Origin of the sequence: Mesorhizobium sp. LjNodule214 (genome assembly GCF_964252735.1) — a bacterium.
Lineage (GTDB): Bacteria > Pseudomonadota > Alphaproteobacteria > Rhizobiales > Rhizobiaceae > Mesorhizobium.
Genome location: NZ_CAXUPE020000002.1, coordinates 791,498 through 814,456 on the forward strand (window position 1 = coordinate 791,498; position 22,959 = coordinate 814,456).

Here is a 22,959-nt window from a genome sequence, read left to right on the forward strand (position 1 = left end):
GCAAACGCACGCCGCGTCGGGATTGACTCCACGCGATCATCCGGCATAAAAAGTATCTCATAGCAAACAAATGTTCGCAATACGAACTTTTTCAAAGTCCGGAGTTGCCGCGATGGTGAAGTTCCTGCCCCTCAAAGAGGCCGTGGCCGAGAACCTGCATGATGGCGACACGGTCGCCTTCGAAGGCTTTACCCATCTGATCCCGACGGCTGCGGCGCATGAGGCGATCCGCCAGGGATTTCGCGACCTGACCCTGATCCGCATGACCCCCGACCTGATCTACGACCAGATGATCGGCATGGGCATGGCGAAGAAGATCATCTTCTCTTATGTCGGCAATCCCGGCGTCGGCCTGCTCAGGCGCGCCCGTGACGCCATCGAGAACGGTTTTCCCAGGTCGATCGAGATTGAAGAGCATAGCCATGCCGGCATGGCCAACGCCTATGAGGCAGGTGCCGCCGGCCTGCCTTGTGCGGTGTTCCGCGGCTATCGCGGCGCTGGTTTGGCGTCGGTCAACCCGAACATCCGATCGGTGACCTGCCCGTTTACCGGCGAGGTGCTTGCCGCCGTTCCGGCCATTCGCCCTGATGTCAGCTTCATCCATGCGCAGAAGGCCGACCGCAAAGGCAATGTGCTGGTCGAAGGCATCATCGGCATCCAGAAGGAAGCGGTGCTCGCCGCAAAGCGCGCGGTCGTGACGGTGGAGGAAGTAGTCGACAGCTTCGCTGATCTCCATCCCAATTTGACGGTGCTGCCGAATTGGACGATCTCCGCAATATCGGTCGTGCCCGGCGGCTCGCATCCCTCCTACACGTATGGCTACTATGTCCGCGACAACGCCGCCTACCTCGAATGGGATGGGATCGCCGCCGACCGCGATCGCTTCCAGGCCTGGATGCAGGCAAACGTCATCGAAAGCACGGCCGGCGATTTCGCCGCGCGCGTCGAACATCTGAGGCCTGCGGCATGAGCGAGGACCAAAAACTGGGCTTCACCCCCAACGAGATGATGACGATCGCCGCCAGCCGTGCGCTGAAGAACGACGACGTCTGCTTCGTCGGTATCGGCGCGCCGTCGGCCGCCTGCAACGTCGCGCGGCTGACGCATGCGCCAGACATCACGCTGATCTACGAAAGCGGCACCATCGGCACCGCGCCTGACGTGCTGCCGCTGTCGATCGGTGACGGCGAACTCTGCGAAACGGCGGTCACCACCGTCGCAGTGCCGGAGATGTTCCGCTACTGGCTGCAGGGCGGCCGCATCTCGATCGGCTTCCTGGGCGCGGCCCAACTCGACAAATTCGGCAACATCAACACCACCGTCATCGGTGACTATGCGCATCCGAAGACCCGGCTTCCCGGCGGCGGCGGCGCGCCGGAGATCGCCACCTCGTCGAAGGAAATCTACATCACCATGGCGCAGACCAAGCGCGGCATGGTCGAAAAGATCGATTTCTTCACCTCCTTCGGTCATGGCGAGGGTGGCGATCACCGCCAGCGCCTCGGCATCGACACGGCAGGTCCGACATTGCTGATCACCGACCTCGCCATCTGGAAGCCTGACCCCGTCACCAAGGAATTCACCGTCGTATCCCTGCATCCCGGCGTCACTCGCGAACAGGTCCAGGCGACCTGTGGCTGGACGGTCAAGTTCGCCGAGGCACTTGACGAGACGCCGGCGCCGACGGAACTCGAATTGACGACGTTGCGCGACCTGCAGGCCCGCACCAAGGTCGCGCATGAGGGAACCGCGAAAGAGAAAGCTGCATAGATGGCCGAGGCCTTTATCTGCGACTACATCCGCACGCCGATCGGCCGCTTCGGCGGCGCGCTGTCCTCGGTGCGCGCTGATGATCTCGGCGCCATCCCGCTGAAGGCGCTGGTCGAACGCAATCCCGGTATCGATTGGCAGGCGGTCGACGACGTCGTCTATGGCTGCGCCAACCAGGCCGGCGAGGACAACCGCAATGTCGCGCGCATGGCGCTGCTGCTCGCCGGCCTGCCCCAGGTCATTCCCGGCTCGACCGTCAATCGTCTCTGCGGCTCGGGCATGGATGCCGTCACCATCGCCGCGCGCGCCATCAAATCCGGTGAGGCCGAACTGATGCTTGCCGGCGGCGTCGAATCGATGAGCCGCGCGCCCTTCGTCATGCCCAAGGCCGACACCGCGTTTTCGCGCAATGCCGAGATTTACGACACCACCATCGGCTGGCGCTTCGTCAACCCGCTGATGAAGAAGCAATACGGTGTCGATTCCATGCCGGAGACCGGCGAGAACGTCGCCGAGGATTTTTCCGTCTCGCGCGCCGACCAGGACGCCTTCGCCGTGCGCAGCCAGGACAAGGCGGTCACCGCTCAAGCCAATGGCCGGCTGGCTAGAGAAATCACGCCGGTGACGATCCCGCATCGCAAGGGCGATGCGGTTGTTGTCGGCAAAGATGAACATCCCCGCGCGGGCACCACGATCGAAGCGCTGGCAAAACTGCCGACGCCGTTCCGACAAGGCGGCACAGTGACCGCCGGCAACGCGTCCGGCGTCAATGACGGCGCGGCGGCCCTCATCATCGCTTCGGAAGCCGCGGCGAAGAAACATGGCCTGACGCCGATCGCCCGCATCCTCGGCGGTGCCGCCGCCGGTGTGGCGCCGCGCATCATGGGCATTGGCCCTGCCCCGGCAACACAGAAGCTCTGCGCCCGCCTTGGCCTGACGCCGCAGCAGTTCGACGTCGTGGAACTCAACGAAGCTTTTGCCTCCCAGGGCATCGCAGTGCTCCGCCAACTCGGCATTGCCGAGGATGCGGAGCACGTCAATCCGAATGGCGGCGCCATCGCGCTTGGCCACCCGCTCGGCATGTCCGGCGCCCGCATCACCGGCACCGCGGCGCTCGAGCTTCGCGAACGCGGCGGCCGCTATGCTTTGGCCACCATGTGCATCGGCGTCGGCCAAGGTATTGCGATCGCGCTCGAACGGGTGTGACGGTTCTACCGGTTCAATAAGGCAGGCCGACATAGTTCTCCGCCAGCGCGGTCGATGCCGCCTGCGAATGCACGAGATAGTCGAGTTCGGCCTCCTGGATGCGCTGGCCGAATTCGCCCGTATCAGGAAACCGGTGCAGCATCGTCGTCATCCACCAGGAAAAGCGCACTGCTTTCCAGACCCGCGCGAGCGCCTTGCCGGAATAGGCATCGAGCCCTGCCTGCGACTTGTCCTGATAAAATTCGCGAAGCCCAGCAAAGAGATAGCGCACATCGCTCGCGGCAAGGTTTAATCCTTTGGCGCCGGTTGGCGGCACGATGTGGGCGGCGTCGCCGACCAGGAACAGCTTGCCGAAGCGCATCGGCTCGGCGACGAAGGAGCGCAGCGGCGCAATCGACTTTTCGAAGGACGGCCCGGTGACGACGGCAGCCGCGGTCTGCGGCGGCAGGCGGCGCCGGAGCTCGTCCCAGAAGCAATCGTCCGACCATGACTCGACACGGTCGTCCAGCGGGCATTGCACATAGTAGCGGCTGCGGTGCGTGGAGCGCATCGAGCACAGCGCAAAGCCTCTCTCGTGATTGGCGTAGACCAGTTCGTGGTCGGCCGGCGGCACCTCCGCCAGCACGCCAAGCCAGCCGAACGGATACTGCCGCTCGAAGGTTTTTAGTGCATTTGCGGGCACCGATCTGCGGCTGACCCCGTGATAGCCGTCGCAGCCGGCGATGAAGTCGCAGTCGATGCGATGGCTGACGCCATCCTTGTCGTAGGTCACGAAAGGCGCGTCTCCCCCGAAATCGTGCAGCGCGACATTGGCGGCCTCGTAGACCGTGACGAGCCCAGTCGCCTCGCGCTTGTCCATCAGATCATGCGTCACTTCGGTCTGGCCGTAGACGGTGACATGCTTGCCGCCGGTGAGTGCCGCAAGATCGATGCGGTGCAGGCGTCCATCGAAGGCCAGCGAGATGCCGGAATGCGGCAACCCCTCGGCATGCAGTCGGGCGGCGGTGCCTGCCTCCCCGAGCAGGTCGACCGTGCCCTGTTCGAGCACCCCTGCCCGCACGCGGCCAAGCACATGCTCGCGGCTCGACCGCTCGAGGATGACCGTCTCGACGCCGATGGTGGCGAGAAGCTGGCCGAGCAGCAGGCCGGACGGCCCGGAGCCGACAATCAAAACTTGGGTGCGCATCAGTGTCCGAGACTTTCGATCTGGCCGGCGAGTTCCGCGGCGAGCCGCAGCGCGGCGGCAGTCGCCATCACAATTTGCGGCAACAGCAGCCATTCCAGTGTCCAGGCTGCGCCTGATCGTTCCTGTTCATGCACCAGCGCCTGGTGCATGCCGGCAAGCTGGGTGGCGTTGAAGCGGGCCAGCGCCACCAGCGCCTCGGCCTTCACCGGGTTCTGCTTGTGCGGCATGGCCGACGAGCCGCCGCCGCCCGACAGCGCGATATCGGTGCCAGCCTGCGCCATCAGCGCGATATCCTGCCCGAATTTGCCGAGGCTGCCCGTCACCAGCGACAGCCAGCCGGCGAAATCGGCAAGCGCGTCGCGCTGGCTATGCCATTGCGGCGCGTCGCCAAGGCCGAGCTTGGCGGCAAGTGCTGTCCGCACGACATCCGCCTTCTTGCCAAGCTTTTCCAGCGTACCCGCAGCACCGCCCAACTGCACCACGAGCAGACGCGAGGACTGTTCCGACAACCGCTGCCGGTGCCGCTGCAGCGGCGCCCGCCATGCCCTGACACGGTCCGATACATGAACAGAGATTGCCGGCTGCATGCGTGTCATCGCCATCAGCGCCCTGCCCCCGAACTGCTCTTCGAGAGAAGCAACCCGCACGATGTTTTCGGTCAACAGCAGACCGAGATGCTCGACGATGGGTTTCAGTCGAAGCATCAGCGCGGTGTCGATGACATCCTGGCTGGTCGCGCCGAAATGGACGAAGGCATTGTGCGGTTCGCCGACCGCCGCCTTGATCTGGCGTACCAGCTCCGGCACCGCGACACCATCCCTGGCGACGCCGGCTCGTAGCCTCGCGGTATCGGGCCGGAACGAGGCCAGCGCCGATGCGATCGCCGCTGCGGCATCGCTGGCGATGACGCCACTTTCGGCCTCGGCCTCCGCCAGCGCACGCTCGAAGGCGAGCATCACGGCGATTTCCGCTTCCACGGAAAAATGCCGCGCCGCCTCCTCGTCGCCGAGAAGACCGGACAGCAGCGGATGGTCGAAAGGCGATACGGTCATGCGGCAGTCACGGTCAGCTGTCGAAGAAGACCGTCTCCTTCTCGCCCTGCAGATGGACATCGAAAATGTAGCTGTCGCCCTTGCGCTCGGCGATCAGCGTCGGTACCCGCACGCGCTGCTCGATGCGGGCAAGGATTGGGTCCTCGGCATTGGCCTTTGCCTCGTCGGAAAAATAAAGTCGTGTGTGCAGGCCGATATTGATGCCGCGCGCTACGATCCACAGGCTGACATGCGGCGCCATCAGCCGGCCGTCGCGGAACGGCACGCGGCCGGGCTTGATCGTCTGGAAGGCACAGAGCCCGGTTTCCATGTCGCTCGGGCAGCGGCCCCAACCCAGAAAATCTGGATCGGCAACGCCGCGCAATTCGGCCGGCGAATTGTAGAGCCCATCGGCATCGGCCTGCCAGATCTCGATCAGCGCGTCCCTGAGCGGCGTGCCGGTGCCGTCGAGCACCCGGATCTCGAGCCCGATCCGCTCGCCCTTCGTCTTCTCGTTGACCATCGAAGCGCCGAGATCACTCTGATAGACGCCGCCGATGCCGCAGAAGTTGGGCGTCAGCCCGATATGCACATAAGGGCCCGCGGTCTGCGAGGGGCTTTCCTTGAGCCGGTCGAGCGGCTGCGTCATCAATTGCCCCCCGGCCGGTTCTCAAACAGCGAGGCGCGCCGTCCGCGCAGCACGATGTCGAACTTATAGGCGCGCGCATCCATCGGGATCGTCGCCTGCATGTCCAACGCCGCGATCAGCGTCTCGATTGCCGCCTTGTCGCGAATGCCGCGGACGATCGGGCAGTGCCAGATCAGCGGGTCGCCCTCGAAATACATCTGCGTGATCAGCCGTTGCGCGAAGGCGTGGCCGAAGATCGAGAAGTGGATGTGCGAGGGCCGCCAGTCATTGGGCCCGTTCGGCCAGGGATAGGGCCCGGGCTTGACGGTGCGAAAGGCATAGCCGCCATCCTCGCCGGTGATGGTGCGGCCGCAGCCGCCAAAATTCGGATCGAGCGGCGCCAAATAGCCGTCCTTCTTGTGGCGGTAGCGGCCGCCCGAATTGGCCTGCCAGAATTCAAGCAGCGCGCCTGGCACGCCCTTGCCACGCTCGTCGAGCACCCGCCCATAGACGACGATGCGCTCGCCGATGGCGCTTTCGCCGGGCCTGGCGAAATTGTGGATCAGATCATTGTCGAGTTCGCCGATCATGGCGTGCCCAAACACCGGGCCGGTCAGTTCCGATGCCGTGTTGTCGAAGGCAAGCAGCGCCTTCTGCGGCGAGCGCAGCACCGAGGTCTTGTAGTCCGGCGTCAGCACCGGCGGGTGCCATGTCCGGTCGCGCTGGAAGAAGGCACCGGTCTCCGGCATCCGGTTCGAGCCGGGCTCAGGCATGGGCGCTCTTGCCTCCGTCCATTTCCGAAAACACCTCCTTGGCGATCTTGAAGGCGCGGTTGGCCGCCGGCACGCCGGCATAGATCGCGACATGCAGGAACGCCTCGCAGATATCGTCGCGCGAAGCGCCGGTGTTGGCGGTGGCGCGCACATGCATGGCCACCTCCTCATCATGGCCGAGTGCCGCCAGCAGCGCCAGCGTCACGATCGAGCGCTCGCGCTTCGACCAGCCGGGACGCGCCCACACCGTTCCCCAGGCGGCCTCGGTGATCAGGTGCTGGAACGGCCGGTCGAAATCGGTCGCGGCGTCCTCAGCGCGGTCGACATGCGGATCGCCGAGCACGGATCGCCGCACCGACAGCCCGGTCCGGTATCTGGTTGGGTTCTTGGTAACATCATCCATGAGTTTGCTTTCCATCGGCAAGCGAGGCGACAAAGTCGCGGATCAGCGCGGTGAGCGCCTCGGGCTGCTCGACGCAGGGAATGTGCCCGGCGTCGCGGATCACCTCGAAGCGCGCGCCGGGAATGAGATCGGCCAGCGAGCGCACAAGCTCGGGCGGCGTCGAGCCGTCCTGGTCGCCGACGACGCAAAGCGTCGGCACCGCGATGCGGCGCACGGCCTCGGTGAAATCAGCGTCACGAATGGCAGCGCAGGTCCCGGCATAGCCGGCGAGCGCCTGCCTAGTCAGCATGTTCCAATAGCCGTCGAGCTCGGCCGAGCGCGCCGAATGGAAGGCGGGGGTGAACCACATTTTGAGCACCCCGTCGGCGATCTCCTGGATGCCCTTGCTTTCGACCGTTGCAATGCGCGTGTTCCAGCTGTCCGCCGTGCCGATCTTGTGCGCCGTGTCTGACAGGATAAGGCCTTCGACACCTTCGGGGCGCCGCGCATAAAACCCTTGCGCGATGAGCCCACCCACCGACAGGCCGAACAGCACGACCTTGCCAAGACCGAGGTGATCGATGAGGCCGCAGAGATCGTCGACATGATCGTCGATCGAGTTGACACCGCCAATATCGGAGAGCCCGTGGCCGCGCTTGTCGTAGACGAGCAGAGGCATTTCACCATCAAGCGCCGAGACAACTTCGTCCCAGATCCGAAAGTCGGTGCCCAGCGAATTGATGAACACGATCGGGCGCGCATTACCAGTCGCCGGGCTGTAGCGGTGATGCAGCGTGATGCCGCCGATGCTGACGAATGGCACGATTTCGATCCTCCACCGGCACATTGCACTAGGTGTTTGGTTCGGTAAAATGATATTTTGCGGCATTTCATTAACTTGAGGGTTATCGAACAATGGCCGAAAGCCGCATCCGCATCCGACACCTGCAGGCGTTTCTCGAGGTCGCGCGGCAAGGCAGCGTGGCGCGGGCAGCCGATTTCCTGCATGTCAGCGCACCCGCGGTGACCAAAACATTGCGCGAACTGGAAGAGGCTTTAGGCATCGCCGTCGTTGAGCGCGACGGCCGCGGCATAAGGGTGACGCGGCTCGGCGAGATCTTCCTCGGCCATGCTGGCACGGCGATCACGGCGCTGAAGCGCGGCGTCGATTCTGTCCGCCAGGACGGCGCCATCAACCGGCACCCGATCCGCATCGGCGCGCTGCCCACCGTGTCGGCGCGGGTGATGCCGCTCGCCATGAACCTGTTCATGAGCGAGAACACAGGCGCCGCGATCAAGATTGTCACCGGCGAGAATGCGGTGCTGCTCGAGCAATTGCGCGTCGGCGCGCTCGACCTCGTCGTCGGCCGGCTGGCGGCGCCGGAAAACATGACCGGCTTCTTCTTCGAGCATCTCTATTCCGAGCAGGTGCTGTTCGTGGTGCGGGCCGGCCATCCGCTGCTCGAGCCTGGCCAGGACGTATTCGCGCGGCTCGACGAATTCCCGGTGCTGATGCCGACGCGGGAATCGGTGATCCGCCCCTTCGTCGACCGCCTGTTCATCACCAACGGCATGACGGCGCCGGCGACCGAGATCGAGACCGTCTCGGACTCCTTCGGCCGTTCCTTCATGCGCCAAAGCAATGCTGTCTGGATCATCTCGGCAGGCGTCGTCGCCAACGAGATATCAAGCGGCGCCTTCGTCGCCTTGCCTGTCAACACCGAGGAGACCAAAGGACCGGTTGGCCTGACGATGCGCACCGACACCGCTCCCTCGCCGGCCTTCACCATCCTGCTGCAGACGATCCGCGAGGCGGCCAGCCACCACGCCTGACGCGGGAATTGCTCTTTGTCGTTGCGCAATTCCGGACGGAAACCGCTGCACGCTCTTCCTGGAATTGCTTTATGCGACCGAATGCGGCATCGCAGCAACGCCGAGCAGCCTCTCGATGGTCTGCGGGCTGGCGCGCAGCGTCGCCGGCGTCCCCGCCCAGGCGATCCGGCCGCGCTCGAGGATGAGCACCTGATCGGCGAAGTCCAATGCGGCTCGGATCCTTTGCTCGACGAGCAGGATGGTCATTTCGCCGCCGGAAGCGAGCCGCATCAGCGCCGCCATGAGCTCGTCGCAGATCACCGGAGCCAGTCCCTCGAGCGGTTCGTCAAGCATGAGGACGGATGGACGGCCGAGGATGCTGCGCGCCGTCGTCAGCATCTGCTGTTCACCACCCGAGAGCTGGTTGCCGCGATTGCGCCGACGCTCCTTCAGCCGGGGGAACATGGCGTATGCCTCGTCCACGGCCGATCGCTGGCGATCCTTCAGCCCCACGAAAAGGTTCTCCTCCACGGTCAGCGACGGGAAGATGCCGCGTTCCTGCGGCACGTAGCCGAGGCCCAGCCAGGCGCGCGAGGCGCTGTCCTTGCCGACGATGTCGACGCCCCCCAGTCTGATCTCTCCGGCATGGCGCCGCGTCTGGCCGGCGATCGTGGCGAGCAGCGTCGACTTGCCGACGCCGTTTCGTCCGAGCACTGCCAGCCGGGCGCCCGCAGGCGCAACGAAAGACACATCTTCGAGCACGCGGGTCTGACCGTAGCCGGCGGTCAGCCCCGATATCTCAAGCGGCGCTGCGGTCATCGGCATAGCTCCCGAGATAAGCCTCGCGCACGCGCGCATCCTTCGTCACGTCGCCCGGCGCGCCGTCGAAGATGATCGCGCCTGCGGCCAGGACGATGACCCGTTTGGCGAAACGGAACACCAGATCCATGTCGTGCTCGATCATGAGCACCGCCAGATCGGCGGGAAGCCCGGCAAGTGCTAACTCGATGCGCGGCGTTTCGCTTTGCGGAACACCGGCCGCGGGTTCGTCCAGCAACAGGACTTTCGGTCTCAACGCCAGCGCGAGGGCGATCTCCAGCAGCCGCTGCTGCCCGTAAGCGATCTCCGCCACCCTGCGGTCGGCGGCCGCCTCCAGGCCAAGCGTGCGCAGTAGCGCCTCTATCTCTTCGAGGACTTCAGGCATCGACCAGAACGTTCCGTACAGGCGGCCGGTACGGCCCTGGCGCTGCAGGACGGCGAGCGCGAGATGTTCCCGCGGCGTCATCTCCGGAAACAGGCGAGTGACCTGGAAGGATCGCACCAGGCCGCGTTGCACGCGCTGCATCGGCTTCATGCCGTTGAGCTGCTCGCCGGCGAGGCGGACGACCCCTGAATCCGGTTTCAGATGGCCGGTGACGAGATTGACGAAAGTGGTCTTGCCGGCGCCGTTTGGCCCGATCAGAGCCACGCGGTCGCCGGACGCCATGGTCAGCGAGACGGCCTGGGTCACCGCCAACCCGCCGAAGGCCTTGCTCAGCCGCTCGACCTCGAACACCGCGGTCATCGCCGTCTCCACCGATCGAACAGCTGTGCAGCCGTGCCAAAAATGCCGCGCGGCGCAAACAGCACGACACCGACCAGCAGCGCGCCCATGATCGTCAGCCAGTGGAACGGATTGGCGGCGGAAACGAAATCCTCGAACAGCATGAAAACGACCGTCCCGATGATCGCGCCGTAGAGCGATCCGGTGCCGCCAAGCACCAGCATCACCAGCGCCTGCGCCGAGAGGGTGAAGCTCAGGCTGTCGAGCCCCACCACCTGCGTGGAGATCGCGTTGAGGCCGCCGCCGACGCCGGCGACCGCGCCTGAGATGACGTACATCTTGAGCAACGTCCTGTTGACCGACGCGCCCATAGCCGCAACCCGGATCGGGTCCTGCCGGATGCCGCGGCAAAGCATGCCAAACGGGGAGCGCGACAGACGCTGCAGCAGGAAGAAGACGATCACCAACAACGCTATCCCCAGCGCATAGGCGGTGCGTCCCCAAAGATCGAACGCGAAAACGCCGAACAGCGGGCTGGGCGCAATGTCCGTCAAGCCATCGCTGCCGCCTGTCCAACTGGCGGTCTTGTTGGCCGCCTCGTGAAAGAGATTGACGATGGCGATCGAAAGCACGAGTTGCCCGAGCGCGTGGCCGCGCAGGACGACGAAGCCGGATATGAGGCCGGCGACCGCGCCGCCTCCGGCGCCCGCCGCGATCATGGCGATCGGGCCGGTTATGCCGAAATGCGCGGCGGCGATGCCGGCGGCATAGGCCCCCGCGCCGAACAGCGCGGCGTGGCCGAGCGTCGCCACCCCGCAGAAGCCTGTGACGAGATCGACCGACAGCACCAGCATGACGATGCCGATGACGCGCGTGAGCAGCGCGAGATTGTTGGGAAACAGCAGATAGCCGACAACCGCGGCCGCCAGGATCGCCGCAATGCCAATCCAGTCAGCCGAAGCAGAGAACCGCGGTCTGGCGATTTGCGCGGCAACGCTCGCATGACGATCGGCGTTCATCCCTCAGGCCCTTCCAAGAAGGCCGCGCGGAAACGCGCAAACGATGGCGATCACGGCAAGGTAGAAGAAGAACTCGCCATATTCCGGCACCAGGTAACGTCCCGTCGTGTCGACCGCGCCAAGTACCAGGCAGGCAAGCAAGGCGCCGCCGATCGAACCGGCTCCGCCGACCGAAACGACGACGAGGAAGGTCACCATGTAGCGCAGCGCGTAATAGGGCTCGATCGGCAGCAGTTCGGCGCCGACGATGCCGCCGAACGCGGCAAGGCCGACCGCGATCGCGAAGCTCGCCGCATAGACGGATTTCGTCCTGACGCCGAGCGCGGCTGCCATCGGCGCGTTGTCCACCGAGGCGCGCAGCTTCACCCCGAAGGGCGTCCGCTCGACGAGGTACCAGAGGGCCGCGGCGACGGCGAGGCCGCACAGGATCGCAAACAGCTTGTGCGCGGCAATCGAGCGGAAGCCGAGATCGACCGGTCCGCTCAGCATGGCGGGCAGCGGGATGGTCTTCAGCGTCGGCCCGAACAGATAATTCGCGATGCCGATGACGCAGAAGGTGATGCCGATCGTCATGAGCACCTGGATGAGTTCCGGCTTGTTGTAGATGCGGCGGTACAGCAGGTGCTCGATCGGAGCCGCAATCACGATGGTGCCGGCCACCGCCAGCACGACACCGGCGACATAGCCCAGGCCAAGATCACGCACCGCATAGGAGGCAAGATAGCCGCCGACCATCGCGAAGGCGCCGTGCGCCAGATTCACCACCCGCATCAGACCCATCGTCATCGACAGGCCGATCGAGATGACGAACAGCACCATGCCGTAGGCAAGGGCGTCGACCGCGATGCTGAGCACGCTCTGCATGTCTCACTCCGAGGGCTCGCCGGCGGACGGCCGCCCGCGGACATGGATCTGGCGGCTGGGGGCTCGCCTCGGCAAGGTTACTTGGCGGCAGCGAGACCGGGATCGGTCATGTTCGCGAACGTCTGGATCTCCTTGTTGTAGTAGGTGCCGTCCGCGGCCTTGGCGACCTCCCGCAAGTAGATGTTCTGCGTGAGGTGGCGGCTTTCGGGATCGATCGACACTGGTCCGCGCGGGGACTCCCACGCCATTCCCTTGACCGCATCCACGGCCTTGGCGGCATCCTGCTTGCCCCCGGTCGCTTCGATCATCTTGTAGATCACTCGCATGCCATCATAGGCACCGACCGATGGGAAGGACAGCTCGGCCGGATTGCCGATCGCGGCGCGCGCCGCCTCGACGAACTTCTTGTTCTCGGGCGAGTCATGCGCGACGGAATAATGGAAGGTGGTCGTCACCCCGAGAGCGGTATCGCCCAGCGCCGGCAGATCGGATTCCTGCGTCAGGTCGCCAGGCGCCAGGAACTGGATGCCGGCTCCCTTGAGGCCGTTCTCGTTATAGGACTTCAGGAAGCCGAGGGTGGTTGGTCCGGACGGCAGGAACGCAAACACCGCCTCGGCGCCGGAATCCTTCACCCGCTGCATGATCGGGCTGAAATCGGTCGTCGAAAGCGGCATGCGAACCGACTCGACAATCTCGCCGCCATCCGCCTTGAAGGTGGTAGCGAAGGCCGTCTCGGCATCGACACCCGGTCCGTAGTCGCTGACCACGGTGATGACCTTCTTGATGCCGCGCGCGGTCGCCACCTTTGCCATCGGCACAGAAGTCTGCCAGAGCGTGAAGGAGGTGCGCACGACCAGCGGGCTCTTGGTCACGATCGCCGACGTGGCCGCGTTCATGATCACCATCGGCACGTTCGCCTGCTCGAGAAGCGGCGTGACGGCCATGGCATCGGGCGTAAAATAGAACCCGGCGAGATACTGAACGCTCTCCTTGACGACCAGATCCTGGGCGAGCGCCTTGGCCTGCGCGGGGTTGGCGGCCGGAAGGTCGCGATAGACGATTTCGACGTCGTCGTCGCCGACCTTCGCGCCGTTCAATGCCATCCAGGCGTCTATGCCGGCCTTGAAATTCTTGCCCTGGATGGCGAAGGGACCGGAGAACGGCCCGACCACGCCGACCTTGATCGTCTCCGCACCGGCGGTTCCGCTAAGTGCTATTGCCGCCACCGCGGCCAGAAGCATGCGTTTCATGGCTTTCCTCCCTCAGCAGCCGCCCAGCCTCCAGCAGGGTTTTCGACCGCATTGGTCTGGTCTCTCATGCAGAAATGGTAATGTAAAATGAAAATAAGTCGTCGATTGCTAACCTCCTGGATAGGGAATCCGAAGCGAAGGCGGCCATGGTTTCCGCCGGCGCTGCTTTCGGTCGCCACTGAAACGAGAGGAGTGGTGCGACAGTGTCTATCCGAGAGTGAGCCCGGCCTTGCGCGCTTCCTCGCGCAGGAAAGGCAGGCCGACCTCGATGACGTCGCGCGGGTCCTCCGCCACCGGGCGCCAAACCGCCAGGCCGCCGGCAATGTCGACATCGACATGGTTCATGCTTTCCAGCGTGATCGGCCCCTGGTAGCCGATGTCGGCGATCGCCTTCATGCAGGCCGCCCAGTTGAGCATGCCGCGTCCCGGCACGCCGCGATTGGCCTCCGACACATGCACATAGCCAAGGAAGGGTGCGGCGGCCTCGAAGCCGGCGGCAAAGCTCTCCTCCTCGATATGCATGTGGTAGGTGTCGAGGTGGATGAAGATGTTGGGGGCGCCGATGCGCTCGATGATCCTCGTCGCGTCAATGCCGCGATTGATCAGATGCGTCTCGTAGCGGTTGCAAGGCTCGATGCCGAGCTTCAGCCCGCGTGACTTCGCCGCCTTCGCCGCCCGTTCGAGGAAGCGGCACATGCCGTCGATTTCCTTGCGCGTCGGCGCCCGCCCGGTGGTCTTGCCGATCGTGCCATAGGTGACGCCGCCGAGCGCTTCGGCGCCGACCTCGTTGCAGACCTTGAAGGCCGGTTCGAGGAAATCGAGTGCCTCGTCCGGCCGCTCGACCACGTCGAGCCCGCGCGGCAGGCCGAGCGATGGGATCAGTTCGACGCCGTAGTGGCTGGCGAAGGCGCGCGTGCGCTTGGTGTCGATCTCTTCCGGCCTGAGCAGCGGGATTTCCATCAGGCCGATGCCGTATTCCTTCAGCCGGTCCATCTGCGGCTCGATGCGGGCGAGATCCCAGACCGGGGCGATGGCGAAAGTATGCAGTCCAAAAGTATTCATCAGGTCAGCCTCGTTGTTCATGCGCCGCCGCGGCGCTGGTATCACCGCCGCCGACGATGCGGCTGACGACTTCGTTCATGTTGGTCTTGGCGGTGACGAGATCGGCATCGGCCCGCCCGTGGCGCAGCACCACGATGCGGTCGGTGACCGATAGCACGTCGTTCAGCCGGTGCGAGATCAGGATGACGGCGATGCCTTCCGATCTCAGCCGGCGGATCAGGTCGAGCACGCTCTGCACCTCGCGCACGGCAAGCGCGGCGGTCGGCTCATCCATGATCACCAGCTTCGGGTTGAAGGTCAGCGCCCGGGCGATCGCCACCGTCTGCTGCTGACCGCCCGAGAACGAGCCGACCGAGCGGTTGATCGACGGCAGATGGGCGCCGAGCCGCTCGATCATTTTCGCCGCCTGGCGGTCCATCTCGGCCTTGTCGACGAAGCCCGGAAACAGGCCGAACACTTTCTTGGTCGGCTCGCGGCCGAGGAAGATGTTGGCCGCCACGTCCTGCTGCTTGGCCAAAGAAAGATCCTGGTAGATCATCTCGATGCCGAGCTCGCGGCGCTGGCCGGGATCGAGGGCGAGGATGTCCTTGCCGTCGAATTCGATCGAGCCGGAATCGGCCCGGTAGATGCCGGTGATGGTCTTCATCAGCGTCGACTTGCCGGCGCCATTGTCACCGACGAGGCCGACCACCTCGCCGGCCGCGACCGAGAGGTCGACACCATGCAGCACGTCGACCGCACCAAAACTCTTGCGGATGCCGTGGAGAGACAGAAGGGTCATACGCGCGACTCCTTGCGGACCTGATACTGGTCGATGAACACGGCCAGGATCAGCACGGCGCCGATCGCCATCTGCTGGTAATAGGCCTGCACCGCAAGCAGCGTCAGCCCGTTCTGCAGCACACCCATGATCAGCGCGCCGATCATCGTGCCGAGGATCGAGGCGCGGCCGCCGAACAGATTGGTGCCGCCGATGATCGCCGCTGTGATCGCAGTCAGCTCGTAATTGATGCCGGCGGTCGGGTCGCCGGCATTGACGCGTGCGGTGAACAGCAGGCCGGCAAGGCCGGCGAGCGCCCCGGACAGCGTGTAGATGATGCGGCGATGGTGTTCGACGCGAATGCCGGCGGCGCGCGCCGCACCCTCGCTGTCGCCGAGCGCCAGCGTGTGGCGGCCGAAGCGCGTATAGGCGAGCACGCAATGCGCGACGATTGCCGTCAGCACCAGGATGATCACCGGCATCGGAATGCCGAACGGCCGCCCTTGGCCGATATAGACGATGGCCGCGGGCAGACCGTAGATCGCCCTGCCCTGCGAAATGACCAAAGCAAGCCCGCGCGCCAGGCCGAGCATGCCGAGCGTGACGATGAAGGCAGGCACGAACGCGCGGGTGACCAACTGTCCGTTAATGTAGCCGGCAATGGCACCAGCGAGAATGCAGGCAACGACCGCGAATACTGAAGGCCAGCCGACATTGACGGCAACGAAAGCGCCGGCGACGCCCGCCAGCCCCATGACCGAGCCGAGCGACAGGTCGAGACCGCCGGAGCCGATGACGAAGGTGGCAGCGATCGCCAGCACGCCGATCGTCGAGGTCGCCAGCAGGATATTGAGAAAATTGCTGAGCGACAGGAAGTAGGGCGACAGCACCGCCATCGCCGCGCTGAGTGCCAGCAGCACCACCAGCGATTCCAGCCTTATGTGGAGCCGCTCGACGGATGCGCGCTGCACCCGAGCCCAGAAACCGGGCTGCGCCATTTCGGAAGCCATTTCTTTGCACCTTAAGAGAGGGCAGTAAGGCAGCAAGTGAATAGGAGATCTGGTCCGAGCGGTACAAACCGCTTGCTTTCCCCTACTACCTTACTGCCCTACTGCCCTTTTTCCTTCCTACTTCACATATTCCAGCATCGGCTCCTTGCCGGCGTCGAGCACGTCCTTGGTCAGCACCAGCGTCGGCACGGCGATGTTTTCCTCGACCTTTTCACCGGCGATCGCCTTCTTGACGTTCTCGACCGCCTGCTTGCCGACCAGATAAGGAAGCTGCGCCACCGAGGCGTTGAGCCGGCCTTCCTTGATCGACTTGACCGCGTCCGAATTGCCGTCGACGCCGATGATCGTCACCTGCTCGCCCTTGCCGGCGGCGTAAACCGATTCCACCGCGCCCAGCGCCATGCCGTCATTGGCGCAGAAGATGGCGACGAGGTCGGGATGCGCGGTCAGCGTGTCGGTGGCGATCGATGCGGCCTTGCCGCGATCCCAGTCGCCGGGCAGCGAGGCAACGACTTCCAGACCCGGCGCCAGTTCCTTCAGCTTGTCGGCAAAACCCTTGGCGCGCTTTTCGCCGGTGATGTTGCCGGACAGGCCCTCGATCACCAGCACCGGGCCCTTGGCGTCCTTGCCGAGCTTGGAGACGAGATATTCGGCCCCCTGCCCGCCAGCCGCGACATTGTCGGAGCCGATGCGGAAGGTGATCTTGATGCCTTCCTTGTCGAGCACCGCCGGATCGAGATTGCCATCCAGGTCGACGACCTTGATGCCGGCACCCTGCGCCGCCTTGAGGCAGGGCAGCAGATTGGTGGAGTTGATGGCGGCGGTGATCATCGCCACCGGCTTGCGCTCGAGCATGGTGTTGCAGAGGTTGAGTTGCGGCTCGGCCGCCTGGTCGCTTTCGGCCGCCTGCTGGAAATACTTCACGCCGGCTTCCTTGGCGCCGTCCTCGACGCCCTGGCCCATCGCACCCCAGAACGGATTGGCCAGCGTCTTCATCAGCACGCCGTATTCTCCGTCCTCGGCCCTGGCCGCGCCGATGGCCGAAACCGCCAGAGCGATGCCTAGGGCAAGAGTAAATCGATTTATCTTCAGAACCAATGCTTTCATGTCTTCCTCCCTGTTGATGTCACGCGCCACGAGCCAAAGCCAGGTGCGGCGCCACTCTGTCGTCGACAATGGGGGCTATTGTCGGTTTCCTCCCCCGGAATGCGGGCCGCTGCCTGGCGAGCCAACGGATTCCCGCATCAAAACCTTGCAAGGCTCGAGCCGCGCCTTGGACGGGCCTTCCCCGCCATCGATCCTTGCAAACAACACATCCATCGCCTGGGCGGCGATCTGCCGGACCGGCTGCACCACGGCGGCGATGGCCGGCCATGTCACCTGCATCCATTCGGCATCGTCGAAGCCGACCAGCGAGATGTCATCCGGGCAATGCCAGCCGCGCCGGCGGAATTCCGACAGCGCCACCAGCGTGCCCTTGAGGAACAGCGAATAGACCGCCGTCGGGCGTTCGCCCCCATTGGCGCTCTTGTCGAAATAGTCGCGCAGCAACGCGCGCAGCGGCTCGACCTCGCTCTCCGAAAGCACGACGTCGATCCGCACGTCCGGCACCAGTTCCAGCGCCTTGGCGCGAAACCCGTCAAGACGCGCGCGCACCGTCGCCGCCTGCTGACCAAGGCCGATGACCAGGATATGGCGGTGGCCCTTGCCGATCAGTTCGCGCGCCACTTCGGCGCTGGCGGCAGCACTATCGGCCGAGACCGTGTCGAAGGCATCGTCGGCAAGCACCCGGTCGATTAGCACGCCCGTCATGCCATTGGCCTTCATGAAGCCAGCCGCCGGGCCATGCTCGTTGCGCACCGGCGCCAGCACCACGCCCGCGACTCGCCAGTCATGCATGCGCGCAAGGATCTCCTTCTCGCGTGCTTCCGATTCACGGCTGGAGGCAGCCACCAGCGTGTAGCCGCGCTGCTCGGCGAGGCCCTCGAGTTCGCTGACCATCTGGCCGAAGAATTCGCTCTCGAATTCGGGCATGATGGCGCCGATGATGCGGCGCTTCGCCCGCCGCATGTCGGAAGCTAGCGGATCGACACGGTAGCCCAAGTGCTCGACGGCATCGAAGACACGCTGCGCATTTTCGGGCTTCACCGTGGTGACGCCCGCCAGAACCTTGGAGACCGTGGCGGCGGACACGCCGGCGCGGCTAGCCACGTCGTGGATCGACGAACGCCGATGCTCCCGATGCGCCATTATCCTCCTCCCGAGGGCAGGTAACCTCCTGCCGCCTCGCTGATGTAATCGATAAATCGATTTTTCACAGTTGTAAATCGTTTAATCCTGCGTAAAACACAGATGTGAATGGCGTGATATGATCGCGCCGGGAGGAGCATCATGACCGACAATGCTTTGCCGCTGGTCATCAGCGCGCCCGAGCCCCGCACGCTCGACCTGATCTTCACCCCGCCGCAGTTGGCGCTTTTTCGCAAGAAATATCGCATCGTCGAGACAACGCCCGAAGGCGTCGCGGGGTTGCCGTCGGATGTGCTCGCCGAGGCGCGCTACATTGTCGGCCAGCCACCGATCTCGCCGGAGACACTGGAAAGCCTGAAGGCGCTGCGCTGCGTCTTCAATGTCGAGACCAACCTCCTCAACAACATGCCTTACGAGGCGCTGTTTGCGCGCGGCATCCATGTCGTCACCACCGGCCTGGTGTTTGCCGAGCCGGTCGCCGAGCTTGGCCTTGCCATGGCGCTCAATCTGGCACGCAATATCGTCGATGCCGACCTTGCCTTCCGGCAGGGCAAGGAGCTATGGGGCGGCGACGGCAACCAGAAGGCACGGCTGCTGTCGGGCGCCGATGTTGGCATCATCGGCTTCGGCGACCTTGGCCGCGCGTTGAACCGCCTGCTGTCGGGCTTCCGCACCAGGACAAAAGTCTTCGACCCCTGGCTGCCACCGTCGATCCTCATTGACAACGGCGTCGGGCCGGCCTCGCTCGACGAGGTGCTGTCGCAGAGCGACTTCGTCTTCGTCGTCGCTTCGGTGACCAGCGAGAACCAGGGCTTTCTCGGCGCCGATGCCTTTGCGAAAATGCGTGAGGGGGCAGCCCTCATCCTGCTCAGCCGCGCCGGCGTCGTCGATTTTTCGGCGCTGATGGACGCCGTCCGCAGCGGCCACATCGTCGCCGCCAGCGACGTCTTCCCGGAAGAACCGCTGGCTCAAGACCACCCGGTGCGCGCGCTGCCCGGTTTCCTGCGCTCGGCCCACCGCGCCGGCGCGCTCGACATCGCCTTCAAGCGCATGGGCGACATGGTGCTGGAGGACATGGACCTGATCGACCGCGGCCTGCCGCCGCTGCGCTCCAAGCGCGCCGAGCGCGAGACGGTTTCGCGCATGCGCTCGAAGCCGGTGGACAAGAACTAGCCCAAGCCGATCGCTGCTCGACAATGGCGCCCGCAAGATCGGGCTGATGTTAGTCGAGCGAGCCGAGCCGAAGCGCGTTGCGCGCGATCCGCCAGGCGGATTCGACATGCCGCCGCGCCGCAGCCTCGGCCTCTTCCGGCTTGCGTGAGCGGATGGCATCCATGATCTCGGTCATTTCTGCGATCGCCGGCCCACGGCGGTTCTCCGAGGCGATGGTCATGGACCGAAGCTGGTTGATGCGGACATTCAGCCCGTTGACGATTTCCCAGGCGATGCGCTTGTCGGCTGCCTCGAACAGCACCTCATAGAACCTGGCCGTCGCCCGCATCACCTCGACCGGCTGGCCCGATGCCCATGCATCGAACAAATTGGCCAGCGCGCTGTCCAACAAGGCGATCTGCCCGTCGGTGGCCGACATGGCGCAGGCTCGCGCGGCGATGCCCTCCAGCAAGGCCCGCAATTCATAGATCTCGTCGGTGCGGCCGAGATCGGGCTTGGCAACGGCCGGCCCATGACCCGGGATCATCTGCACCAGGCCTTCCGCCTCGAGCTGCCGCAAAACCTCGCGCACGACAGACCGGCTGACGCCAAGCTGGTCGCAAAGCGGCCGCTCGACCAGCCGCTCGCCCGGCTGGAAATGGAAGTCCATGATTGCCTCGCGCATGCGCTCCAGCGCCAGCGTTCTCAGCGTCTTGGCGGAGCGGTCGATCCGCAGCGTATCGTCTGACATTTTTCCTCCGCCTCCTGGCAATGCCACAAAACAGATTCCATGACCGGTTGACAAGGTTCTTGGCGCTCCATAGCATGGTATACCATAAGACGATACAGTGATGACGGCGTTGCATGGCGCCATCGCGACCGAGGATTTCTGATGAAACCGGCCATTCGAAAGACCGTCACCTACATCGAGAACACCTTGATCGAGGGCGGCAAGGCGGCCCCCCGGCCGTTGCGCCTGATCGGCGTCGCCGCGGTGCTGACCAACCCCTGGGCCGGACGCGGCTTCACCGACGACCTGTCTCCCGAAATTCGCGCCTTTGCTCCCGTCCTGGGCGAAATGCTGACGCGGGAAATCATCGCTGTCGCCGGCTCCGGCGAAGCAATCGAAGGCTATGGCAAGGCCGCCATCTGCGGCACGTCAGGCGAGATCGAGCACGCATCGGCGCTGATCCACACGCTGCATTTCGGCAATCACTATCGCCGCGCCGTCGGCGCCAAGACCTATCTCGCCTTCACCAATCTGCGCGGCGGGCCGAACACGCCGATCATGATTCCGCTGATGGACAAGAACGACGAAGGCCGCCGCTCCCACTATCTGACGGTGCATTTCCAGATCGGCGACGCACCCGCCCCCGACGAACTGGTGGTGGCGCTCGGCGCCTCCATCGGCGGCCGCCCGCACCACCGCATCGGCGACCGCTACCAGGATCTCAAGGAGGTCGGAGATTTGCATGGCTGACGTCGCCGCCCTGATCCGACGCACGGCTCCCGATGGCACCGGCTTCATCCGCGCCGGTTCCGGCGCGCCGGTGCTGTTCATCCACGGCGTCGGCATGAATGCCGCGATCTGGCAGCCTCAGATCGAGATGATGAAAGACCGCCACGACGTCGTCGCCATCGACATGCTGGGCCACGGCGTCTCACCTCTGCCGCCGGAAAATGCCGAGCTGGCGGACTTCGCCGACCAGGCAATCGCCTTGCTCGACCATCTCGGCCTCGCTTCCGTAACCGTGGTCGGCCATTCGATGGGCGCGCTGGTCGCCCAGGAGATTGCACTTCGCGCGCCGTCCCGAGTGAGTTCCGTCGTCTGCCTCAACGCGGTCTTCCGCCGCCCTGCGGCCCTGGCCCAGGCGGTGCGCGAGCGCGCGGCCGCGCTCGGCGGTCACGGCGATCCCCAGGCCATCGCCGCGACGATCGCCCGCTGGTTCGGCGATCCGATCCCGGCCGATCTCGTCGGCACTGCCGAAACCGCGCGCACCGCGCTCGAAAGCGTCGACGCGCAAGGTTACGCTCGCACCTACCGCCTGTTTGCCCGGGCCGACACCGAGCATGTCGAGCGTCTGGCCGACCTTGCAGCCCCAGCCCTGTTCATGACCGGATCGGAAGACAGGAATTCCACGCCAGCCATGTCGGCGGCGATGGCGCGGCTTGCGCCAAACGGCCAATGCCTGGTTCTGAGCGGCGAAAAGCACATGATGACAATCGCTTCGCCCGAAAAGGTGACTCACCATATCAGGGCGTTTCTCGACAGGACGGCGGATGCTTCCGGCGGCACGTCCCCTGCTTTCGACGCCACCGAATTTCGGCGCGCGCTCGGCTCCTTCCTGACCGGCGTCACCATCGTGACGACGATCGGCGCGGAAGGCGAACCGCGCGGCTTCACCGCCAACTCCTTCACCTCGGTCTCGCTCGAGCCGCCGCTGGTGCTTGTCTGCATTGCCAAGAAGGCGCTGGGACATCAGGCCTTCTCGACCTCCAGAGGCTTCGCCATCAACATCCTGTCGGAGGCGCAAAAAACCGAATCCGGGATCTTTGCATCCAAGGCCGCCGACAAGTTCGCCGCCGTGGCGTGGCAATCGGGACAGACCGGCAATCCCTTGATCGACGGTTCGGTCGCCGTGTTCGATTGCGGTATGGAGCAACTGGTTGACGCCGGTGACCATTCGATCCTGATCGGTCGCGTGCGCGACTTCACCCACAATGGCGCGCAGCCGCTCGGCTACTGCCGCGGCACCTATGTCACGCCGGGCCTCAGCCAGGAGGCGCTGGCGGCAGCACCTCAAGGAACCGAAGTCGGCGCCATCCTCGAAAACGAAGGCCGCGTGCTGTTCTTCGAAACACCGGATGGCTTCCACGAATTGCCGGCAGGCCGCGGGCTGGGCACGCCGCAGGATGCCCGCAGCCTCAAGGGGCGCCTTGCCGCGGAAAGTATCGGCGCACAGCTCGGCTTCCTGTTTGCCGTCTGGGATGATGCGGCCGACCCATCGCGCTCGCATGTCTACTACCGGGGAACGGTCGACGCCCCCGCCTCCGGCGATCGCCAGGTCAGGCTTGTCGACATCGACCAGATCGCCGGTCTCAGGATCGCCGACCCGGCGGTTCGCTCGATGCTGACCCGCTATGTGCGCGAACGCACCGAAGATGCATTTGGCGTCTATGTTGGCAACGAGGTGGAAGGTGAAGTCCGGCCGCTGGCCAGACCCGCCCCGTCCGCTGCCCTTCAATCCGGTCGCAGGTGAA

24 protein-coding genes are annotated in these 22,959 nt (G+C 64.8%); 7 read left to right on the plus strand and 17 right to left on the minus strand.

Annotation, left to right across the window (positions count from 1 at the left end; all coding sequences use genetic code 11):
* Positions 1–112: 112 nt before the first annotated feature.
* Genes ACSQ3Z_RS17705 through pcaF form a run of 3 tightly spaced genes read left to right on the plus strand, consistent with a single transcriptional unit; the run spans position 113 to position 2,976 of the window.
* Complete coding sequence (locus ACSQ3Z_RS17705) at positions 113–970, plus strand: CoA transferase subunit A (RefSeq protein ID WP_436172604.1); 858 nt, start codon at positions 113–115, stop codon at positions 968–970.
* Positions 967–1,770 (plus strand): CoA-transferase subunit beta, encoded by an 804-nt coding sequence (locus ACSQ3Z_RS17710; protein ID WP_436172605.1) that lies wholly within the window; start codon positions 967–969, stop codon positions 1,768–1,770. The genes ACSQ3Z_RS17705 and ACSQ3Z_RS17710 overlap by 4 nt, the downstream gene beginning before the upstream one ends.
* Complete coding sequence (gene pcaF, locus ACSQ3Z_RS17715) at positions 1,771–2,976, plus strand: 3-oxoadipyl-CoA thiolase (RefSeq protein WP_436172606.1); 1,206 nt, start codon at positions 1,771–1,773, stop codon at positions 2,974–2,976.
* A gap of 13 nt (positions 2,977–2,989) precedes the next feature.
* Here pcaF and pobA read toward each other — a convergent pair whose 3' ends face one another.
* The 6 genes from pobA to pcaD are packed head-to-tail and all read right to left on the minus strand — an operon-like array spanning position 2,990 to position 7,799.
* Positions 2,990–4,162 (minus strand): 4-hydroxybenzoate 3-monooxygenase, encoded by a 1,173-nt coding sequence (gene pobA, locus ACSQ3Z_RS17720; protein ID WP_436172607.1) that lies wholly within the window; start codon positions 4,160–4,162, stop codon positions 2,990–2,992.
* Positions 4,162–5,214: a 3-carboxy-cis,cis-muconate cycloisomerase gene (locus ACSQ3Z_RS17725; protein ID WP_436172608.1), complete on the minus strand. Its 1,053-nt coding sequence runs from the start codon at positions 5,212–5,214 to the stop codon at positions 4,162–4,164. Before ACSQ3Z_RS17725 ends, pobA begins: the two co-directional genes overlap by 1 nt.
* 13 nt (positions 5,215–5,227) lie before the next feature.
* Positions 5,228–5,842, minus strand: a complete 615-nt coding sequence (gene pcaG / locus ACSQ3Z_RS17730; RefSeq protein ID WP_436172609.1) for a protocatechuate 3,4-dioxygenase subunit alpha — start codon at positions 5,840–5,842, stop codon at positions 5,228–5,230.
* Entirely contained in the window at positions 5,842–6,594 is a 753-nt protein-coding gene (pcaH, locus tag ACSQ3Z_RS17735; protein WP_436172610.1) for a protocatechuate 3,4-dioxygenase subunit beta, read from the minus strand. Before pcaH ends, pcaG begins: the two co-directional genes overlap by 1 nt.
* Entirely contained in the window at positions 6,587–6,997 is a 411-nt protein-coding gene (pcaC, locus tag ACSQ3Z_RS17740) for a 4-carboxymuconolactone decarboxylase (RefSeq protein ID WP_436172611.1), read from the minus strand. The genes pcaH and pcaC overlap by 8 nt, the downstream gene beginning before the upstream one ends.
* Positions 6,990–7,799: a 3-oxoadipate enol-lactonase gene (pcaD, locus tag ACSQ3Z_RS17745; protein WP_436172612.1), complete on the minus strand. Its 810-nt coding sequence runs from the start codon at positions 7,797–7,799 to the stop codon at positions 6,990–6,992. Before pcaD ends, pcaC begins: the two co-directional genes overlap by 8 nt.
* A gap of 92 nt (positions 7,800–7,891) precedes the next feature.
* Here pcaD and pcaQ point away from each other — a divergent pair, with 92 nt between their 5' ends.
* Positions 7,892–8,809, plus strand: coding sequence for a pca operon transcription factor PcaQ (gene pcaQ / locus ACSQ3Z_RS17750; protein WP_436172613.1), 918 nt, complete (start codon positions 7,892–7,894; stop codon positions 8,807–8,809).
* A gap of 69 nt (positions 8,810–8,878) precedes the next feature.
* Here the strand turns inward: pcaQ and ACSQ3Z_RS17755 are convergent, their stop codons facing one another.
* The 10 genes from ACSQ3Z_RS17755 to ACSQ3Z_RS17800 all read right to left on the minus strand — a co-directional run bounded on the left by ACSQ3Z_RS17755 (position 8,879) and on the right by ACSQ3Z_RS17800 (position 18,624).
* The gene (locus ACSQ3Z_RS17755; RefSeq protein ID WP_436172614.1) at positions 8,879–9,607 is read right to left on the minus strand and encodes an ABC transporter ATP-binding protein; all 729 of its coding nucleotides are present in this window, start codon (positions 9,605–9,607) and stop codon (positions 8,879–8,881) included.
* Positions 9,588–10,352 carry an ABC transporter ATP-binding protein gene (locus ACSQ3Z_RS17760; protein ID WP_436172615.1) on the minus strand — a complete coding sequence of 255 codons (765 nt, stop codon included), beginning with the start codon at positions 10,350–10,352 and terminating at the stop codon, positions 9,588–9,590. Before ACSQ3Z_RS17760 ends, ACSQ3Z_RS17755 begins: the two co-directional genes overlap by 20 nt.
* Entirely contained in the window at positions 10,349–11,350 is a 1,002-nt protein-coding gene (locus ACSQ3Z_RS17765) for a branched-chain amino acid ABC transporter permease (RefSeq protein ID WP_436172616.1), read from the minus strand. The genes ACSQ3Z_RS17760 and ACSQ3Z_RS17765 overlap by 4 nt, the downstream gene beginning before the upstream one ends.
* A gap of 3 nt (positions 11,351–11,353) precedes the next feature.
* Positions 11,354–12,214, minus strand: a complete 861-nt coding sequence (locus ACSQ3Z_RS17770) for a branched-chain amino acid ABC transporter permease (RefSeq protein WP_436172617.1) — start codon at positions 12,212–12,214, stop codon at positions 11,354–11,356.
* Between the two features lie 77 nt (positions 12,215–12,291).
* The gene (locus ACSQ3Z_RS17775; RefSeq protein ID WP_436172618.1) at positions 12,292–13,464 is read right to left on the minus strand and encodes an ABC transporter substrate-binding protein; all 1,173 of its coding nucleotides are present in this window, start codon (positions 13,462–13,464) and stop codon (positions 12,292–12,294) included.
* 207 nt (positions 13,465–13,671) lie between these two features.
* On the minus strand, positions 13,672–14,526 hold the full coding sequence (locus tag ACSQ3Z_RS17780; protein WP_436172619.1) for a sugar phosphate isomerase/epimerase family protein: 855 nt from the start codon (positions 14,524–14,526) through the stop codon (positions 13,672–13,674).
* Positions 14,527–14,530: 4 nt separating this feature from the next.
* Positions 14,531–15,307 (minus strand): ATP-binding cassette domain-containing protein, encoded by a 777-nt coding sequence (locus ACSQ3Z_RS17785; protein ID WP_436172620.1) that lies wholly within the window; start codon positions 15,305–15,307, stop codon positions 14,531–14,533.
* Positions 15,304–16,296 (minus strand): ABC transporter permease, encoded by a 993-nt coding sequence (locus ACSQ3Z_RS17790; protein ID WP_436172621.1) that lies wholly within the window; start codon positions 16,294–16,296, stop codon positions 15,304–15,306. The genes ACSQ3Z_RS17785 and ACSQ3Z_RS17790 overlap by 4 nt, the downstream gene beginning before the upstream one ends.
* 117 nt (positions 16,297–16,413) lie before the next feature.
* Entirely contained in the window at positions 16,414–17,403 is a 990-nt protein-coding gene (locus tag ACSQ3Z_RS17795; protein WP_436172622.1) for a sugar ABC transporter substrate-binding protein, read from the minus strand.
* Between the two features lie 75 nt (positions 17,404–17,478).
* Complete coding sequence (locus tag ACSQ3Z_RS17800; RefSeq protein ID WP_436173928.1) at positions 17,479–18,624, minus strand: LacI family DNA-binding transcriptional regulator; 1,146 nt, start codon at positions 18,622–18,624, stop codon at positions 17,479–17,481.
* A gap of 63 nt (positions 18,625–18,687) precedes the next feature.
* Here ACSQ3Z_RS17800 and ACSQ3Z_RS17805 point away from each other — a divergent pair, with 63 nt between their 5' ends.
* Positions 18,688–19,719, plus strand: coding sequence for a hydroxyacid dehydrogenase (locus ACSQ3Z_RS17805; RefSeq protein ID WP_436172623.1), 1,032 nt, complete (start codon positions 18,688–18,690; stop codon positions 19,717–19,719).
* A gap of 49 nt (positions 19,720–19,768) precedes the next feature.
* Here ACSQ3Z_RS17805 and ACSQ3Z_RS17810 read toward each other — a convergent pair whose 3' ends face one another.
* Positions 19,769–20,449 (minus strand): GntR family transcriptional regulator, encoded by a 681-nt coding sequence (locus ACSQ3Z_RS17810; protein WP_436172624.1) that lies wholly within the window; start codon positions 20,447–20,449, stop codon positions 19,769–19,771.
* Between the two features lie 141 nt (positions 20,450–20,590).
* Between ACSQ3Z_RS17810 and ACSQ3Z_RS17815 the strand changes: the two genes are divergently transcribed.
* A complete protein-coding gene (locus ACSQ3Z_RS17815; RefSeq protein ID WP_436172625.1) occupies positions 20,591–21,178 on the plus strand; it encodes an amino acid synthesis family protein in 588 nt (195 codons plus the stop codon).
* Complete coding sequence (locus ACSQ3Z_RS17820) at positions 21,171–22,958, plus strand: alpha/beta fold hydrolase (protein ID WP_436172626.1); 1,788 nt, start codon at positions 21,171–21,173, stop codon at positions 22,956–22,958. Before ACSQ3Z_RS17815 ends, ACSQ3Z_RS17820 begins: the two co-directional genes overlap by 8 nt.
* Position 22,959: the final 1 nt, after the last annotated feature.

What these genes read in the sequence shown, in the direction of transcription:
- ACSQ3Z_RS17705 (WP_436172604.1), top strand. Translation starts at nt 113, where the DNA reads ATGGTGAAGTTCCTGCCCCTCAAAGAGGCCGTGGCCGAGAACCTGCAT.
- ACSQ3Z_RS17710 (WP_436172605.1), top strand. Translation starts at nt 967, where the DNA reads ATGAGCGAGGACCAAAAACTGGGCTTCACCCCCAACGAGATGATGACG.
- pcaF (WP_436172606.1), top strand. Translation starts at nt 1,771, where the DNA reads ATGGCCGAGGCCTTTATCTGCGACTACATCCGCACGCCGATCGGCCGC.
- pobA (WP_436172607.1), bottom strand. Translation starts at nt 4,162, where the DNA reads ATGCGCACCCAAGTTTTGATTGTCGGCTCCGGGCCGTCCGGCCTGCTG.
- ACSQ3Z_RS17725 (WP_436172608.1), bottom strand. Translation starts at nt 5,214, where the DNA reads ATGACCGTATCGCCTTTCGACCATCCGCTGCTGTCCGGTCTTCTCGGC.
- pcaG (WP_436172609.1), bottom strand. Translation starts at nt 5,842, where the DNA reads ATGACGCAGCCGCTCGACCGGCTCAAGGAAAGCCCCTCGCAGACCGCG.
- pcaH (WP_436172610.1), bottom strand. Translation starts at nt 6,594, where the DNA reads ATGCCTGAGCCCGGCTCGAACCGGATGCCGGAGACCGGTGCCTTCTTC.
- pcaC (WP_436172611.1), bottom strand. Translation starts at nt 6,997, where the DNA reads ATGGATGATGTTACCAAGAACCCAACCAGATACCGGACCGGGCTGTCG.
- pcaQ (WP_436172613.1), top strand. Translation starts at nt 7,892, where the DNA reads ATGGCCGAAAGCCGCATCCGCATCCGACACCTGCAGGCGTTTCTCGAG.
- ACSQ3Z_RS17755 (WP_436172614.1), bottom strand. Translation starts at nt 9,607, where the DNA reads ATGACCGCAGCGCCGCTTGAGATATCGGGGCTGACCGCCGGCTACGGT.
- ACSQ3Z_RS17760 (WP_436172615.1), bottom strand. Translation starts at nt 10,352, where the DNA reads ATGACCGCGGTGTTCGAGGTCGAGCGGCTGAGCAAGGCCTTCGGCGGG.
- ACSQ3Z_RS17765 (WP_436172616.1), bottom strand. Translation starts at nt 11,350, where the DNA reads ATGAACGCCGATCGTCATGCGAGCGTTGCCGCGCAAATCGCCAGACCG.
- ACSQ3Z_RS17770 (WP_436172617.1), bottom strand. Translation starts at nt 12,214, where the DNA reads ATGCAGAGCGTGCTCAGCATCGCGGTCGACGCCCTTGCCTACGGCATG.
- ACSQ3Z_RS17775 (WP_436172618.1), bottom strand. Translation starts at nt 13,464, where the DNA reads ATGAAACGCATGCTTCTGGCCGCGGTGGCGGCAATAGCACTTAGCGGA.
- ACSQ3Z_RS17780 (WP_436172619.1), bottom strand. Translation starts at nt 14,526, where the DNA reads ATGAATACTTTTGGACTGCATACTTTCGCCATCGCCCCGGTCTGGGAT.
- ACSQ3Z_RS17785 (WP_436172620.1), bottom strand. Translation starts at nt 15,307, where the DNA reads ATGACCCTTCTGTCTCTCCACGGCATCCGCAAGAGTTTTGGTGCGGTC.
- ACSQ3Z_RS17790 (WP_436172621.1), bottom strand. Translation starts at nt 16,296, where the DNA reads ATGGCTTCCGAAATGGCGCAGCCCGGTTTCTGGGCTCGGGTGCAGCGC.
- ACSQ3Z_RS17795 (WP_436172622.1), bottom strand. Translation starts at nt 17,403, where the DNA reads ATGAAAGCATTGGTTCTGAAGATAAATCGATTTACTCTTGCCCTAGGC.
- ACSQ3Z_RS17805 (WP_436172623.1), top strand. Translation starts at nt 18,688, where the DNA reads ATGACCGACAATGCTTTGCCGCTGGTCATCAGCGCGCCCGAGCCCCGC.
- ACSQ3Z_RS17810 (WP_436172624.1), bottom strand. Translation starts at nt 20,449, where the DNA reads ATGTCAGACGATACGCTGCGGATCGACCGCTCCGCCAAGACGCTGAGA.
- ACSQ3Z_RS17815 (WP_436172625.1), top strand. Translation starts at nt 20,591, where the DNA reads ATGAAACCGGCCATTCGAAAGACCGTCACCTACATCGAGAACACCTTG.
- ACSQ3Z_RS17820 (WP_436172626.1), top strand. Translation starts at nt 21,171, where the DNA reads ATGGCTGACGTCGCCGCCCTGATCCGACGCACGGCTCCCGATGGCACC.